The following is a 15,498-nucleotide window of genomic DNA, read 5'->3' on the forward strand; positions in this document are numbered from 1 at the left end:
GCCGACGGCGCCCGCGCGCGTCACGCCCCGGGGAGGAACCCGCGCTGCATCGCGACCGTCACGGCGGCGGTGCGGTCGTCCACGCCGAGCTTGGCGAAGGCCCGCAGCAGGTGCGTCTTCACGGTCGCCTCGGCGATGAACAGCTCGCGTCCGACGGCCGCGTTCGACAGCCCGCGGGCCACGAGCCGCAGCACCTCGACCTCCCGGTCCGTGAGCCGCTCCGTCCCGCGCACCGACGTCACGAGCCGCGTCGCGACGCTCGGCGCCAGCACCGTCTGCCCCCGCGCCGCGGCGCGCACGCCCGCGACGAGCTCCTCGCGCGGCGTGTCCTTGAGCAGGTAGCCGGTGGCGCCCGCCTCGACGGCCCGCAGGATGTCGGCGTCGGTCTCGTAGGTCGTCAGCACGACGACGCGCGGCCCCGCCGCCCTGCGCCCACGGCCCGGTGCACCGAGGATCGCCGCGGTCGCGCCCACGCCGTCGAGCACGGGCATCCGCAGGTCCATGAGGACGACGTCGGGCGCCAGCTCGCGCGCGAGCTCCACCGCCTGCGCGCCGTCGCCCGCCTCCCCGACCACCGCGAGGTCGGGCTCGGCGGCCAGCATCCCCACGATGCCCGAGCGCACGACCGGGTGATCGTCGACCACGAGCACCCGCACCGCGCCGTCCCGGCCCGTCGTCCTCGTCACCGCACCGCTCCTCGCCTCGTCGGGGCCGTCCGGCCCGTGCCCACGCCCGTCGCGGGCAGCCGCACCGCGACGCGCGTGCCCCCGCCCGGCGCGGGCCCGACCTCGAGGCTGCCGCCCTCCGCGGCGACGCGCTCGCGCATGCCTCGCAGACCGTAGCCCTCGGCCGCGTCGGCGGGCAGCCCGCGACCGTCGTCGCACACCTCCAGGAGGGTCCCGTCCGCGTCGCGGCGCAGCACGACCCGCACCGCGCCCGCCCCGGCGTGGCGCCGCACGTTCGTCAGCGCCTCCTGGGCCGAGCGCAGCAGGACCACCTCCTCGGCGCTCGACAGCCCCGGGACGTCGTCGGCCGCGAGCTCCGTGCGCGTCCCCGTCTCCTCGGTGAAGCGCGTCGCGAGGCGGCGCAGCGCCTCCCCGAGCGTGCTGCCCTGCAGCGGGGCCGGCGCGGAGGCCGCGACCAACGCGCGGGCCTCGGCGAGGTTGTCGCGCGCCGTCGACTCGACGAGCGCGAGGCGCTCGCGCGCCGCGTCCGGGGCGCCCCGGTCCAGGTCGGCGCCCGCGGCCTGCGCCAGCATGACGACGCTCGTGAACCCCTGGGCGAGCGTGTCGTGGATCTCCTGGGCGACCCGCTCGCGCTCCGCGAGCACGCCCGCCTCGTGGTGCGAGCGCGCGAGCTCGGCCTGCGTCGCGCGCAGCGCGTCGACGAGGCGCGCGTGCCGCTCCGACTGCCGCATCGTGTGCGCCGTCCACAGCCCGAGGCTCAGCGCGAACGCGAGCGCGACGCCCATCTGCGGCGCGGCGCTCGCGAGCTCGTCGGGCTCGACGCGCCCCGTCGCCGGGTCGAACGCGAGCGCGAGCGCGGTGCCCGCCGCGAGCACGACGCACAGCACGACCTGCGCCCAGAGGTGCTCCGAGAGCATCCAGATCTGCGTGAAGACGGCGAACAGCAGCAGCGTGCCGAGCGCGTCCTGCCCGACGACGACGAGCGTCCCGGCGATCGCGACGACGAGGTAGAGGTGCGCCGGCACCTGGGCGCGCGTGCGGGCCGCGCGCCGCCCCCACGCGAGGTAGGCCAGGAGGATCGTCCCGAGCGCGGCGAGCGACACGAGCAGGGCCGTGCCGGCGACGCCCGCGGTGAGCAGCGCGAGCGCGCTGAGCACGACGATGACGTAGAACGCCACGTCCCACCAGCGCACGTCGCGCGCCCACGTGCCGTCGAGCTGGGCCGTGGCCGCACCGTCCCCGGCCCCGTCCTCGCCCCCGGCCCGGTCCCCGGCTGCCGGGAGCCCGCCCGCGGGCGACGGCGGGTCAGCCGTCGTCACGGCGCCGCCACCGGAACGACCGCGCGCCCACCACGAGCCCCAGGACCAGCCATGCGACCAGTACAGCAGCGGTCGCGCCGTGCTGCCACGACCCGGACGGCTCGAGCGCCGCGGCCTGCTCGGGGAGGAAGACCGAGCGCATGCCCTGCGCCATCCACTTGAGCGGGAACACCGAGGCGACGGTCTGCATCCACGCGGGCAGCGCGAAGAACGCGAAGAAGACCCCGGAGATGAACTGCAGCACGAGCACGACGGGCGTGACGACCGCCGTCGCGGACCGGCCCGAGCGCGGCAGCGACGAGAACGCGACCCCGCACACGGCGCCCGCGGCGCACCCGAGCACGAACACCCACGCGAACGTCGTGAGCCGGGTCGCGGCGTCGGGCATGTCCCAGGGCATCGGGACGTCGTACACGACGGCCGCGAGGAGCAGCAGGAGCGCCGTCTGCACGATCGAGGTCGCGAGGACCAGGCCCACCTTGCCGTAGAAGTACGCCGACGCGGGCAGCGGGGTCGCGCGCAGGCGCTTGAGCGCGCCGTCGTCGCGCTCGACCGCGATCGAGATCGCGAGCGACTGGAAGCTCGTGAGCATGACGCCCGTCGCGATCATCCCCGGCAGGAAGTACTGCGCGAAGGGCACGGAGTAGCCCGCGTCGCCCTGGTCCTGCCCGTCGAACACGGTCGCGAAGATCGCGAGCATGATGAGCGGGTACGTGAAGATGAAGACGACCGCGTCGCGCTCGCGGAAGAACCCGCGCAGCTCGGCGCGCGTGCGCTCGACGCCGAGGCGGGCGGGCCCGGGCAGGGCGGCGCGCGGTGCGCGCGTGGTCGGGGCGACGGTCACGGTCGGGCCTCCTCGGGGACGACGACGGTCGCGTCGTCGGGCGTGCGGGCCGCGGCGGGTGCGCCGGGCCGGTCCGGGTCGGGGGCCGGGTCGCTCGACGCGACCGGCTCGCCGATGAGCTCGAGGTAGACGTCCTCGAGGCTCGGGCGCGTCACCTCGAGCCCGGGGACCTCGCCGTCGGGGTACTGCGCGGCGAGCGCCGCGACGACCGCGGTGGGGGAGTCCGTGCGCTCGGAGCGCCGGGTGCCGCCGTCGAGCCACCGCACGACGGGACGGCGCGCCTCCGCGCCCCCGAGGCGGTCGGGCGCGTCGAGCGCGACGACCTGCCCCGACCGCACGACGGCCGCGCGGTCGGCCAGGTAGGCCGCCTCGTCGAGGTAGTGCGTGGTGAGCAGGATCGTCGTGCCGTCCTCGCGCAGCGACCGGACGAGCGCCCAGAACGCGCGGCGGGCCTGAGGGTCGAACCCCGTCGTAGGTTCGTCGAGGAACAGCAGCTCCGGCCGGCCGACGATCCCGAGCGCGACGTCGAGCCGTCGGCGCTGCCCGCCGGAGAGCTGGCGCGTGCGCGTGCGGGCCCTCTCCCGCAGCCCGACGGCGTCGATCACCTCGTCGGGGTCCCGCGGCGTCGGGTAGAACGTCGCGAAGTGCCGGACGAGCTCGGCGACCGTGAGCTCGGCCTGGTCGCGCGAGTCCTGGAGGACGACGCCGAGGCGCGAGCGCCAGGCTCGGCCCGCGGTCTGGGGGTCCTCGCCGAGCACGCGGACCTCGCCCGCGTCCCGGCGGCGGAAGCCCTCGAGGATCTCGACCGTGGTGGTCTTCCCGGCGCCGTTGGGGCCGAGGACCGCGAAGATCTCGCCGCGCTCGACGCGCAGGTCGATGCCGTCCACGGCCTGCTTGGGCCCGTAGCGCTTGCGCAGGCCGCGCACGTCCACGGCCGGTCCGCTCTGCCCGGCGCCGGGGCCGGAGCCGGCGCCGCGGGGGCCGGCGGGGAGGGGTGTCGTCGTCATGGGACCAGCGTGTCGGCGCGGGGCCCCGGCCCGCGACGCCCGTTCGTCCGGACCTCGTGTCCACCGATCGGTGGACGGTGGTTCGACCAGGGGCGCCGCGTCGCGTACAGTGATCCCTCGGTGGTTGACGCCCGCCACGCTGGTCCGCGCCCGTGAGACGACTTTCGTCCAGGGAGCGGGGCCGCGCGGGGCGCCGTCGGCACGAAGGGTAGTGGCGCAATTGGTAGCGCAGCGGTCTCCAAAACCGCAGGTTGCAGGTTCGAGTCCTGTCTACCCTGCACGGCGTGGCTCTCGCGGGACCTTCCCGGGATCCGCGCGCGGCCCGGCACCGGGTCGCACCGAGGGTTCGAGCAGGTCCCGTACGTGAGCGATGGGGAAGATCGAGTGAGCGAATCGCCGTCAGAGGCCGTGGGCGCAGGCGGTGCACGCGCCGACGAGGTGAAGAAGAAGGGCGGTCCGTCCGCGGACAAGAAGCCCAACGTCTTCGCGCGCATCGCCCTGTTCGTGCGCCAGGTGGTCGCCGAGCTCCGCAAGGTCGTCACGCCGACGCGGTCCGAGCTCATCACCTACACGACGGTGGTCCTGGTCTTCGTGGTCGTGGTCATGGCGTTCGTGACCGTCCTCGACCTGGGGATCGGCCAGGCCGTCCGGTGGGTCTTCGGCTAGCGCACGACCTTCCCCGGCCAGGCCGGGTCAGCACGGCAGCCGGCGCCTCTCGGGGCGCCGTCGGCGCTTCCAGAAGAAGTCTTCGAGCAGTTCGTTGAGAAAGCAGGTTCGTTCGTGTCCCAGGAGTCGCTGGACCAGACGGAGAACGTCGACCCGACGCAGCCCGAGGGTGCCCAGGACGACGTCGACGAGACCACGGACGTCCCGGCGGTCGACGGAGCCGACGAGGCCCTCGACGCCGCTGACGAGGCCGACGACGACGCGACGGACGACGCCGCTGACGAGACCGACGACGCGTCGGACGACGACGAGCCGTCGGACGACGACGAGGCCGACGAGGTCCGCCCGGCCGACGAGGACGGCGACGTCATCGAGGACCCGGTCGCAGAGTTCAAGCGCACGCTGCGCTCGCAGCCGGGCGACTGGTACGTCATCCACTCCTACGCGGGCTACGAGAACCGCGTGAAGGCCAACCTGGAGAACCGCATCCAGAGCCTGAACATGGAGGACTACATCTTCCAGATCGAGGTCCCCATGGAGGAGGTGGCCGAGATCAAGAACGCGCAGAAGAAGATCGTCCGACGCGTGCGCATCCCCGGCTACGTCCTCGTGCGTATGGACCTCACCGACGAGTCGTGGGGCGCCGTGCGCCACACGCCCGGTGTCACCGGCTTCGTCGGGCACACCCACCAGCCGGTGCCGCTGACGCTCGACGAGGTCTTCTCGATGCTCGCGCCGATGCTCACCCCCGCCCCGGAGGCCGGCAAGCCCGCGCAGGCCGCGGCGAAGGCTCCCGTCGAGGTCGACTTCACGGTCGGCGAGTCGGTCACCGTCACGGACGGCCCGTTCGACACGCTGCCCGCCACGATCTCCGAGATCAACGTCGAGAACCAGAAGCTCAAGGTCCTCGTCTCCATCTTCGGCCGGGAGACCCCGGTCGAGCTGTCGTTCAACCAGGTCGCCAAGATCTGACGCGCGGGCGGCCCGAGCCGCCCCGCGTGAGCGCAGTACTGCAACCGGGTCATCGCCCACGGCGTCGGCCCACGAGAAGAAAGCCAGGGAAGAGTCATGCCTCCCAAGAAGAAGGTCTCCGGCCTCATCAAGCTCCAGATCCAGGCCGGTGCGGCGACGCCCGCGCCGCCGATCGGCCCCGCGCTCGGTCAGCACGGTGTGAACATCATGGAGTTCTGCAAGGCCTACAACGCGGCGACCGAGTCGCAGCGCGGCAACGTCATCCCCGTCGAGATCACGGTCTACGAGGACCGCTCGTTCACCTTCGTGACGAAGACCCCGCCGGCGGCGGAGCTCATCAAGAAGGCCGCGGGCGTGCAGAAGGGCTCGGCGACGCCGCACACCACCAAGGTCGCGAAGATCACCGCGGACCAGGTGCGCGAGATCGCCCAGACCAAGCTCGAGGACCTCAACGCGAACGACCTCGACGCCGCGTCGAAGATCATCGCCGGCACGGCCCGCTCGATGGGTATCACCGTCGAGGGCTGACGAAGAACCGAGGCCGGACCTGTGTGCCGGCCTCGTGCACGACGTCGCTCCGCACCCCGCGGGCGACGGTGGCAGGGTCCGCGCGGACCCGCTGACCACGACTGCAGAAGGAGAAGCAGATGGCAACGCGCAGCAAGGCGTACCGCAACGCCGAGGAGAAGATCGACCGCGAGCGTCTCTACGCGCCGCTCGAGGCGATCCGTCTCGCCAAGGAGACGTCGACCGTGAAGTACGACGCGACCGTCGAGGTCGCGTTCCGCCTCGGTGTCGACCCGCGCAAGGCGGACCAGATGGTCCGTGGCACGGTCAACCTCCCCCACGGCACGGGCAAGACCGCCCGCGTCATCGTCTTCGCGAACGCGGCGAAGGCGGAGGAGGCCCGTGCGGCCGGTGCCGACGAGGTCGGCGGCGACGACCTGATCGAGAAGGTCGCCGGTGGGTACACCGACTTCGACGCCGCCGTGGCGACGCCGGACCTCATGGGCAAGGTCGGTCGTCTGGGCAAGGTGCTGGGCCCCCGTGGTCTCATGCCGAACCCGAAGACCGGCACCGTGACGATGGACGTGGCGAAGGCCGTGTCGGACATCAAGGGCGGCAAGATCGAGTTCCGTGTCGACAAGCACGGCAACCTGCACTTCATCATCGGCAAGGTCTCGTTCGACGAGAAGGCGCTCGTGGAGAACTATGCGGCGGCCCTCGAAGAGGTCCTGCGTCTCAAGCCGTCGTCCTCGAAGGGCCGGTACATCACCAAGGCCACGCTGACGACGACGATGGGCCCCGGCATCCCGCTGGACCAGTCCAAGACGACGAAGCTGCTCGAGGACGACGCCGCCTGACGGCAGTCCTCCCCGCGGACGGTCCTCCGTCCGCACCACGCACGACGGCGCGGCACCCGACCAGGGTGCCGCGCCGTCGTCGTCTCAGCAGGTCGCCAGAGGGCGTGCCGGCCGGGTCAGCAGGCGCCGAGGTCCTTCCAGACGCCCCACTGCCCGCTCTGCGCGGGGTTCTCGTTGGTGGTCCACCACTTGGCCTCGTAGGTGCGGCCCTGGTGGGAGACGCGGGCGCCACCGGTGTAGACGGCGGAGGCCGACCACGCGGTCGCGGTGCAGGTCCCGGGGTTGGTGGGGTTCGTCGGGTTGGTGGGGTTGGTCGGCTCGGTGGGGTTGGTCGGCTCCGTGGGCGTGGTCGGACCGCTCGCGAGGCGGCCGCCGATCACGGACGCGACCTGGTAGCCGTTGGTCTTGTCCCAGTTGATCGACCAGGTCATGACGCCGCCGATCTTGCCGTACGGCTTCGCGGGCTTGAAGGCGCCGCAGCCGGTGCCGACCTCGAGGCAGTCGACGGCCTTGACGACGTTCGCGAGCGGCTGGTAGCCGCCGCCCGCGGCGCGCGGCACGGCCGGGACGCCGATGCCCACCTGGTCGGGGCGCAGGCCCATCTCGAGCTGGATGCAGGTGAGCGCGGTGAGGAAGTCGACCGTGCCCTGCGAGTAGACCTGCTGGTTGCAGCCCATCATCGAGCCGGAGTTGTAGTACTGGGTGTTGACGATCGTGAGGATGTCCTTGATCGCGAGGGTGAGCTGGTAGTACCCCATGCTCGTCGCCTGGTAGTCGATCGTCTGCGGCGCCATGGTGAGGATCAGGCTCGGACCGACCTTCGCCGCGAGCTGGTGGAGCGCGCTCGACATGTACGTGGCGTTGATGCCGTGCTCGAGGTCGATGTCGACGCCGTCGAACCCGTACTTCTGCATGAGCGCGTACGTGGTGTCGGCGAAGTTCTTCGCCTCGGTCGCGTTCGAGACGATGACGTTCCCCTTCTCGCCGCCCACGGAGATGACGACCTTGCGGCCCTGGGCCCGGATGGCCGCGACGTCGGCCTTGAACTGGGCCTCGGTGTAGCCGCCGAGCTCCGCGCTCGCGAGGTTGAACGTGATGCCGCCGGGGGTCCCGGCGAGGTTGTCCGCGAACGCGATCGCCACGAGATTGTACGCCTGGGGGACCTCGGACAGGCGCATCGTCACGGAGCCGTTGTCGAAGTTGTGCCAGTAGCCGGTGAGCCACTGCGTGCTGCCCGACGGCGCGGCGGCGCTCACGGGAGCGGCGGGGGCGGCGGACGGCGCCGCGGCGGTCGCGGGCGCGGCGGCGAGCGCGCCGCCCGCGACGACGGTCGCCGCGGCGACGACGGAGGCGAGGGCGCGCAGCGCGCGCCCGGTGAGGCCGCGCGTGCGGCCGGGGAGGACTGTTCTCACGGAGGTGCTCCTCGTGCTCGGGCGGGGCGCGTCGTCGCGCCTCGCCGGTCCGCACCCGCGGTGTGGGTGCAGGGGTCGCTCCCGACGCTAGGCCCGGTGCCCGCCGCGCGGCATGAGGGATTCCCCGGAACTTCGGGCCCCGCGGTTACGGGAGAACTCGTACCCTCCGGGAGGCGTGGCGCCGCTCCGGGCGCAGCCGCCGTCGGGCCCTCACGGCGCGGTGCCGGGGCCGCCGTCGTGGGCCTGGCCGTGACCCGGCAGGTGCCCCAGGGTGGGCAGGTGGGACCCGTGCGGGACGGCGTGCCGCGCGGCGTCGGTCCCGCCGAGACCGAACGTCGCGACGGCGGCGACCACGACGGACACTGAGAACAGCGCGACGAGCCGCGCCCCGGCGCGCGCCGGCGGGCCGTCGGCGGGGACGCGCGCCGGGCGGGCGAGGACGCACGCCGTCGCGACCCGCAGGGCGGCCGCGGCGGCCGCACCCGCGGAGAGCGGCACGCCGGACGCGACGGGCACGGCCATCCCCGCGACGGTCGCGACGAGGAGCAGGGCGATCCCGACGCGCGGGACCGCCGTCGCGCGACCGGGCCGCGGTCCGCGGGCGAGGAGCACGAGCGCGACGACGAGCTCCCCGGCCCCGGTGGCCAGCGCGAGCAGGCCGGACGGCGCCGGGAACGCGCCCCGGACGAGCCCGAGGTCGACGATCCCGGCGCCGAGCAGCGCGAGCGCGGCGCCGACGCGGCGGGTCGGGACGGGCGTCGTCATGCCGTGACGGTGCGGCCCGCGTCCTCGCGGTCCGCGGCGAGCCCGACGCCGAGGAGCAGCAGCGCGCTGGCGAGGTGGAGCACGTTGTCGGCGCCGTTGAGCGCGATGATGTTGGCGCCGGTGTCGACGAGGAACAGCCCCACCACGCCGACGAGGAGGTACACCGCGCCGATCGCGACGTTCGTGCCGCGCGCGGCCCGGACGCTGCGCGACGCGAGCAGCAGCGCCGCCCCGATGCCGAGGTGGACGATGTTGTGCAGGGGGTTCACCTCGAACAGCAGGAGGTTGCGGCCCTCGGTGGCGGCGAAGCCGACCCCCGACGTCACGACGAAGCCGGCGAGGCCGACCAGCAGGTAGACGGTGCCGAAGACGGCTGCGAGCAGGCGGTTCGGGGACGAGGTCATGGTGGTCTCCGCTCGGTGGTCGCGCGGCCTCTCCGCGCGTCGCCCCGGGTTCGGAGCGGTGCGCGATCTGGACGGGTCCGCCGGTGCGGGTCTCGGGCCGGGATCGCTCCGGACGGAGCCGGCCGCGATGTATCAGACGGGCGGTCCGCCCCTCTCGTCCGGGTGGAGGAGCGCCGACCAGACGCTCCCGCCCGTGTGCCGGAGGGACGAGATGCGACGCAACCGCACGAGCCGGGAGGGGTGTGACCAGTGACGATGGTTGTCGACCCCACCGGCCCGGCCGTAGAATCAGGCGCTTCCGGGGACCCCCCGCTGATGCCTGACCGGACGAGCGTGCCGAGGACAGTGCGCCCCATGACCAGAACGACCGACGAGGTGGCCGACACCGGCGAACCGGGCCTCAGCCTGGGGGACCGGGGTGCGTTCGCGCTCCTGGAGTACCGCGACGGCCGCCCGGAGGCGCTCGGGGACTTCGTCCGCGAGGCGTCCCCCCTCCTGTGGCACACGGTGCGCGCGCAGGGCGTCGAGCGCGAGCAGGCCGACGACCTCGTCCAGACGGTGTGGGTCGCGCTCGTGCGCAACGCGATGACCATCAAGGAGCCGCACGCCGTCCTCAAGTGGCTGCTCATCACGGCCAAGCGCGCGGCCTGGGAGGCCGTGCGCAAGCACCGCGACGAGGCCCGACGGCGCACCGAGCTCCCGGACGACACCGACGAGGGCGTCCCCGAGCTCCCGTCGGGCGACCCGACGCCGGACGTCGAGGTGCTCCGCAACGAGCGCGACCGCTCCCTCTGGGCCGCGCTCGACCGGCTGCCGGAACGCTGCCGCCAGCTCCTGCACCTCGTGTCGCTCGCCGACCGTCCGGACTACAAGGCCATCTCGGCCGCCATCGGCATGCCCGTCGGGAGCATCGGCTCCACGCGGGGCCGCTGCCTCGCCAAGCTGCGCGACATCATCGACGACCAGGGGGAACCGTGGGAAGCATCATGAGCACCGAGCCGACGCACAGCCCCGACGAGCCGCTCGACGCCGTCGACCTCGCCCTCCTGGCCGACCTCGCGCGGATCGCCGAGGAGATCGACCCCGTCCCGGACGGCCTCGTCGAGCGGTCGCTCTTCGCGATCACGCTCGCCGGGCTCGAGGCCGAGGTCATGGAGCTGGAGTACGTCCAGGCCCCCGCGACGTCCGTGCGCGGCGACGCGCCGCCCGTCGAGGCGCGCACGATCACGTTCACGTCCGAGTCCGTCACGGTGATGATCTCGCTGTCCCCGACGGACGACGGCCGCATCCGGATCGACGGCTGGGCCGCCCCCGCGACGGCGCTGCGCGTCGAGCTGCACCGCCCCGGCGTGGTGAGCGAGACGACGAGCGACGACGACGGCCGCTTCGTCTTCGAGGCCGTCGACCGCGGCCCGGCGAGCCTCGTGGTCCGCCGCGCCGACGGCGCCGGCGGTGCCGTGAGCACGCCGGTCGTCGAGCTCTAGCACCCGGTGGGCCGCGGGCGACGCCCGCGGCCCACCGACCGCAGGACCACCAGCAACCCTTCCCCGCGCAGCGGTGCGCGGGCGGCCGCCCGTCGACGACGACGCGCGCGGCACCGGACGAACGTCATCTCCCGAGGAGGAGCACGTGAGCGAGACCCCTGAACCCCCCGCCGCGGCGGACCCCGGCTTCTTCGGTGACCGGCCGAGCCGGCTCCAGTGGCGCACCCGCACGATCGACCCGGTCGCCGCGCAGCGTCGCGCCGGGCAGCAGTCCCCGCACCCGACCTGGTACGTGGGCGACCGGATCCTCATCCCCGAGTCGCCGTTCGACCGCGAGGGGAACCGCTCCCTGCGGTGGCTCGAGCGCGCGGCCGAGCGCCTCCGCCTTCGCGTGGAGGTGCAGCAGGAGAGCATCGACGACGCCGAGCTCGTGCGCGAGGCCGACCTCGACCCGGAGACGACGACCGACCTGCTCCGCACGTTCGGCTACTCCGTGCGTCTGCGCTACCGCGACGACACGCAGGGGGAGCTCCCCGACGCCTGGCGCCTCGTCGAGGAGCTGAGCGGACGACTGTGCCCGGACGACCGGCACAGCCCGCGGCTCGCGCTCGACCACATGGTCGCGCCGACCCCGTTCATCGGCGGCCAGCCGTACACCCAGCCGTTCCCGTACACGCAGCCGCACCCGTACACCCAGCCCCATCCCTACACGCAGCCGCACCCGTACACCCAGCCCCATCCCTACACGCAGCCGCACCCCTTCGCGGGCACCGCGGAGTACTCCCTGCCGGGCTCGGGCGGCCGCACGCCCGTGAGCTGGATCGGGCCCGTGCCGCGCCGTGCGCTGCCCGCGGGGGACACGCCGTGGGTCGCGGGCGACGGCGTCCGTCGCCCCGTCGTCGCCGTGCTCGACACCGGCGTCGGCGAGCACCCGTGGTTCGACGACGACCTCGAGACGCGCGGCACGATCGTCGTGCGCGACCCCGAGCTGCTCGGTCAGCCGCTGTCGACCCTCCCGCCGACGGAGTACCCGTACGAGGACCCGGAGATCGGCGGCGTGTCCGTCTCGCCCCTGACCGGTCCGCTCGACCCGGTCGCGGGCCACGGGACGTTCATCGCGGGCCTCGTGCACCAGCTCTGCCCGGACGCCGTCATCCTCGCCCCGCGCCTCTACGGCGGGTCGGGCATCGTGCCCGAGCGCGACCTGCTGCGGACGCTGCGCCGCGTGCTCCTGTGGCACGTGCTCGGCCTGGCCGGTCGCGACGGCTACGCGCCGATCGACGTCCTCGTGCTCTCTCTCGGGTACTACCACGAGCGCCCGGAGGACGCGGACTTCGACGCCCCGTTCGGAGCGCTCATCCGCGCGCTGCGCCGGTTCGGGGTCATCGTCGTCGTGTCGTCGGGCAACGACGGCCAGACCCGCCCGACCTACCCGGCGGCATTCGCCCCGCGGATCAACAGGAAGGCGGAGCCGCCCGTCCCGCTCGAGGGAGTGACGCTGCTCCTCGACGAGCCGCCGGTCCTCACGGTCGGTGCGGAGAACCCCGACGGGACGGTGTCGCTCTTCAGCAACGACGGCCCCTGGATCACGTGCACCCGCCCGGGCGCGGCCCTCGTGTCCACGATCCCGCGCACGATCGACGGCGCCGTCGCGCCCTCGCGCCACGTGCAGGAGCTGTGGGGCCCGGGATACCGCGCCACGATCGACCCCGAGGGGTTCCAGGGCGGGTTCGCGACGTGGAGCGGGACGTCGTTCGCGGCGCCCGTCCTCGCGGGCGAGCTCGCGGCGTCCCTGCTCGAGCGGATCGCCGACGACCCGACGGACCCGGGCGTCCTGCAGCCCGGCCAGGGCGCGCCGGACCGCTGCGCCTGGCTGTGGCCGTCCATTACCCTGGCGACGGGTCTGGTCCCGACCCCGGGTGACGACGCATGAGGTGATGAGCGGTGGTGCGCAGCGGCCGGGAGGTGCTCGAGGCCCGGCTGGCCGCTGCGCAGGCCGTGAACGCGCGCGGCCAGCACCGGCGCGCGAGCCGCGCGTTCGCGCAGATCGTCCAGGACGTCGACGCCGTGGGCGAGGGCGCGAGCCGGGACGACGCCTACCTGGCCGCGCGCGCCCTGCTGGGGCTCGCGCTCGCCGAGTTCGAGCTGACGGGCGACGTCGACGGCGCCTACGAACGGCTCGCCGAGGTCGAGGCGCGCGGCGCCGCGCTGGCCAGGCGCGACCTGGCTCTCGTCGTACGGTCGCAGCGCGGGCTCCTGCGGCTGCGGACCGGCGACGTCGCCGCCGCGCTGGACGAGATGGAGGCGGCGGCCGAGGTCATCGACGACGCGCGCCCCCTCGACGCGGCCGTCCTGCTGCTCAACCTCGGCTCCCTGCGCCTCGAGCTGGGCGACGCCGAGGGGGCGAGCCGCGACCTCGACGACGCCGTCCACCGGGCCACCGCGCTCGGGGACCAGCTCCTGGTGTCCAAGGCCCGGCACAACCTCGGGTACGCGGAGTACCTGCGCGGCGACCTGCCGGTCGCCCTGCGCGCCATGGACGAGGCCGCGGCGCAGGCGCCGGACCGGCACGCCGCCGTCGGGCTCATCGACCGCGCGCAGGTGCTGCTCGACGCCGGCCTGCTCACGGAGGCGGACGAGGCGCTGAGCGAGGCGCGCGAGCACCTCTCCCGCTACCGCATGCTGCGCGACCTCGCGGAGGTCGAGCTGGTCCGGTCGCGCGTCGTGCTCGGCCTGCGGCGGTACGCCGAGGCGCGGCGCCTCGCCCGCTCGGCGTCGCGCCGGTTCGACCGCCTCGGCAACAGGCCCTGGGTGCTGCGCGCCCGCGTCGCGGAGCTCCAGGCGGCGCTCACGGAGCACCGCGCGACACCCGTGGGCCCGGCGCGCGCCCGTCGGCACGCGACCTGGGCGCTCGACCTCGCGCACGACGGCGAGACCCTGGGCAGCGTCTCGGGCCTCGGGATCAAGGTCCCGGCGCAGCTCCTCGCCGTCGAGTGGCTCGTGTCCGCGGGCGACGTGCGCGGGGCGCAGGAGGTCCTGCGGGCCGTGCCCCCGCGGCTCGGCCGCGCGCCGCTCCCCGTCCGGCTCCAGCACGAGGCGGTCCTCGCGCAGCTCGCGTTCGTGGCGGGCGACCGGCGTGCCGGCGTCCGCGCCGTGCGGCGGGGCCAGGCGGCGCTCGCGGACCACCGCGCGCGGCTGGGGTCCGTGGACGCGGTGACGGCGTCCGCGGTGCACGGCGTGCGGCTCGGCAACGTCGACGTCGAGGCGGCGCTGCGCACCCGGCGCCCCGGGACGATCTTCGACGCCGTCGAGCGCGGCCGGGCGGCGTTCGCCGGGACAGGCCGCGTGCGCCCGCCCGCGGACCCGGTCCTCGCGGACCTCCTCGCCGCCGCCCGGCGCGAGGTCGAGGCGGCCCGCGCGCTGGGGGCGCCCTCGGACGCGGCCAGCCTCGCGCGCCGGCAGGACCACCTCCAGGCGGCGCGGCGCCTCCAGGACGACGCACGACGGCGCTCCTGGCAGCACGGGGGAGGGGCCGCCGCCCCGGTCCCCGCGTCGGAGCGGCGGCTGCGCGCCATGCTGGCCGACGCCGGGTCCGACGCGGTCGTGGCCGACCTCATGCTGGACGGCGACGACGTGCTCGCCGTCCGCGTCAGCGCCCGGGGCTCCCGGCTCGTGCGCCTCGCGTCGCGCGCGGCGGTCGCCGAGCAGGTGCGCCGTGCGCGCGCGGACTTCGCGGTCCTGTCGAACGTGCTCATCCCGGTCCCCATGCGCGAGGCCGCGGTCGGCTCGCTGTCCCGGACGCTGGCCGCGCTCGACGACGCGCTCGTCGTCCCGCTCGAGGCGGACGGCGACCTCCACGTCGCTGCCCGCGACCTGCTGCTCGCGCTGCCGTGGGCCTCGCTGCCCTCGCGGCGCGGGCTGCGCACGTGGGCGAACTCGTGGGTGGACCTGCGCGTCGGCGAGCCGGTGCGCCGGGCGGACGAGGCGCTCGTCGTCGCCGGACCGGGCCTGCGCTTCTCCGGCGCCGAGGCGAAGCTCGTCGCGTCCGTCTGGGAGGGTGCCGAGGCGCTCACGGGGGAGGAGGCGACGTGCGAGGCCGTCGTCGACGGGCTGCGCACCGCGGGGGTCGTGCACCTGGCCGCGCACGGCACGCACGAGACCGACAACCCGTTGTTCTCGTCGCTGCGGCTCGCCGACGGTCCGCTGTTCGCGCACGAGCTCGACGGGACCGACCTGCACGGCGTGGTCGTCGTGCTGTCGGCGTGCGAGGTGGGGCTCTCGACGCCGCGCATCGGCGGCGAGTCGCTCGGCCTGACGAGCGTCCTGCTGCGGCTCGGCGCCCGCGCGGTGATCGCGAGCGTGGCCCCGCTGCGCGACGACGTCGCGGCGCGCGTCATGCCGTCGCTCCACGCCGAGCTGCGCGACGGCGCCATGCCGGGGACGGCGCTCGCCCGGGCCGTGGCCGACGAGCCCGAGCCGGTGCCGCTGGTCTGCTTCGGCCCGCTGGTGCTCTGACGGCACGGGCCGCCGTTTGGAGCACGCGCCGTCGTCCCGTACGATGAGCGTGTACCCAAG

Annotated in this window: 15 protein-coding genes and 1 tRNA gene; 9 read left to right on the forward strand and 7 right to left on the reverse strand. The window is 74.6% G+C overall.

From position 1 onward, the window contains the following. Positions 1-20 precede the first annotated feature (20 nt). Genes ACI769_RS17905 through ACI769_RS17920 form a run of 4 tightly spaced genes read right to left on the reverse strand, consistent with a single transcriptional unit; the run spans position 21 to position 3,856 of the window. Positions 21-686 (reverse strand): response regulator transcription factor, encoded by a 666-nt coding sequence (locus ACI769_RS17905; protein ID WP_255438041.1) that lies wholly within the window; start codon positions 684-686, stop codon positions 21-23. Beyond that, a complete protein-coding gene (locus ACI769_RS17910) occupies positions 683-2,005 on the reverse strand; it encodes a sensor histidine kinase (RefSeq protein WP_085388404.1) in 1,323 nt (440 codons plus the stop codon). Before ACI769_RS17910 ends, ACI769_RS17905 begins: the two co-directional genes overlap by 4 nt. After that, a complete protein-coding gene (locus ACI769_RS17915) occupies positions 1,992-2,849 on the reverse strand; it encodes an ABC transporter permease (RefSeq protein WP_043656145.1) in 858 nt (285 codons plus the stop codon). The genes ACI769_RS17910 and ACI769_RS17915 overlap by 14 nt, the downstream gene beginning before the upstream one ends. Then, the gene (locus ACI769_RS17920) at positions 2,846-3,856 is read right to left on the reverse strand and encodes an ABC transporter ATP-binding protein (protein ID WP_144722353.1); all 1,011 of its coding nucleotides are present in this window, start codon (positions 3,854-3,856) and stop codon (positions 2,846-2,848) included. The genes ACI769_RS17915 and ACI769_RS17920 overlap by 4 nt, the downstream gene beginning before the upstream one ends. Before the next feature lie 205 nt (positions 3,857-4,061). Between ACI769_RS17920 and ACI769_RS17925 the strand changes: the two genes are divergently transcribed. The 5 genes from ACI769_RS17925 to rplA all read left to right on the forward strand — a co-directional run bounded on the left by ACI769_RS17925 (position 4,062) and on the right by rplA (position 6,858). Next, positions 4,062-4,134, forward strand: a tRNA-Trp gene (locus ACI769_RS17925). 106 nt (positions 4,135-4,240) lie between these two features. Then, positions 4,241-4,522: a preprotein translocase subunit SecE gene (secE, locus tag ACI769_RS17930; RefSeq protein WP_031316181.1), complete on the forward strand. Its 282-nt coding sequence runs from the start codon at positions 4,241-4,243 to the stop codon at positions 4,520-4,522. Between the two features lie 114 nt (positions 4,523-4,636). Further along, on the forward strand, positions 4,637-5,494 hold the full coding sequence (nusG, locus tag ACI769_RS17935; protein WP_085388402.1) for a transcription termination/antitermination protein NusG: 858 nt from the start codon (positions 4,637-4,639) through the stop codon (positions 5,492-5,494). A gap of 96 nt (positions 5,495-5,590) precedes the next feature. Then, positions 5,591-6,022, forward strand: coding sequence for a 50S ribosomal protein L11 (rplK, locus tag ACI769_RS17940; RefSeq protein WP_021482529.1), 432 nt, complete (start codon positions 5,591-5,593; stop codon positions 6,020-6,022). 119 nt (positions 6,023-6,141) lie between these two features. Next, on the forward strand, positions 6,142-6,858 hold the full coding sequence (rplA, locus tag ACI769_RS17945) for a 50S ribosomal protein L1 (RefSeq protein WP_034653773.1): 717 nt from the start codon (positions 6,142-6,144) through the stop codon (positions 6,856-6,858). Between the two features lie 116 nt (positions 6,859-6,974). On the opposite strand, the gene ACI769_RS17950 is transcribed toward rplA, so the two are convergent. The 3 genes from ACI769_RS17950 to ACI769_RS17960 form a co-directional block, all read right to left on the reverse strand. Further along, positions 6,975-8,270 carry a glycosyl hydrolase family 18 protein gene (locus ACI769_RS17950; RefSeq protein ID WP_061268501.1) on the reverse strand — a complete coding sequence of 432 codons (1,296 nt, stop codon included), beginning with the start codon at positions 8,268-8,270 and terminating at the stop codon, positions 6,975-6,977. A 210-nt stretch (positions 8,271-8,480) separates the two neighbouring features. Then, positions 8,481-9,035 (reverse strand): hypothetical protein, encoded by a 555-nt coding sequence (locus ACI769_RS17955; protein WP_144722354.1) that lies wholly within the window; start codon positions 9,033-9,035, stop codon positions 8,481-8,483. Further along, complete coding sequence (locus tag ACI769_RS17960; protein WP_043659485.1) at positions 9,032-9,439, reverse strand: DUF4383 domain-containing protein; 408 nt, start codon at positions 9,437-9,439, stop codon at positions 9,032-9,034. The genes ACI769_RS17955 and ACI769_RS17960 overlap by 4 nt, the downstream gene beginning before the upstream one ends. A gap of 354 nt (positions 9,440-9,793) precedes the next feature. On the opposite strand from ACI769_RS17960, the gene ACI769_RS17965 reads away from it, so the two are divergent. The 4 genes from ACI769_RS17965 to ACI769_RS17980 all read left to right on the forward strand — a co-directional run bounded on the left by ACI769_RS17965 (position 9,794) and on the right by ACI769_RS17980 (position 15,438). Further along, complete coding sequence (locus tag ACI769_RS17965) at positions 9,794-10,429, forward strand: RNA polymerase sigma factor (protein WP_034653623.1); 636 nt, start codon at positions 9,794-9,796, stop codon at positions 10,427-10,429. Beyond that, positions 10,426-10,923, forward strand: a complete 498-nt coding sequence (locus ACI769_RS17970) for a hypothetical protein (protein WP_034653625.1) — start codon at positions 10,426-10,428, stop codon at positions 10,921-10,923. The genes ACI769_RS17965 and ACI769_RS17970 overlap by 4 nt, the downstream gene beginning before the upstream one ends. 145 nt (positions 10,924-11,068) lie before the next feature. After that, positions 11,069-12,856, forward strand: a complete 1,788-nt coding sequence (locus ACI769_RS17975) for a S8 family serine peptidase (protein WP_409142050.1) — start codon at positions 11,069-11,071, stop codon at positions 12,854-12,856. A gap of 11 nt (positions 12,857-12,867) precedes the next feature. Further along, a complete protein-coding gene (locus ACI769_RS17980; protein ID WP_396050692.1) occupies positions 12,868-15,438 on the forward strand; it encodes a CHAT domain-containing protein in 2,571 nt (856 codons plus the stop codon). Positions 15,439-15,498: the final 60 nt, after the last annotated feature.

The organism is Cellulosimicrobium sp. RS, assembly GCF_046159675.1.
Taxonomy (GTDB): Bacteria; Actinomycetota; Actinomycetes; order Actinomycetales; family Cellulomonadaceae; genus Cellulosimicrobium; species Cellulosimicrobium funkei.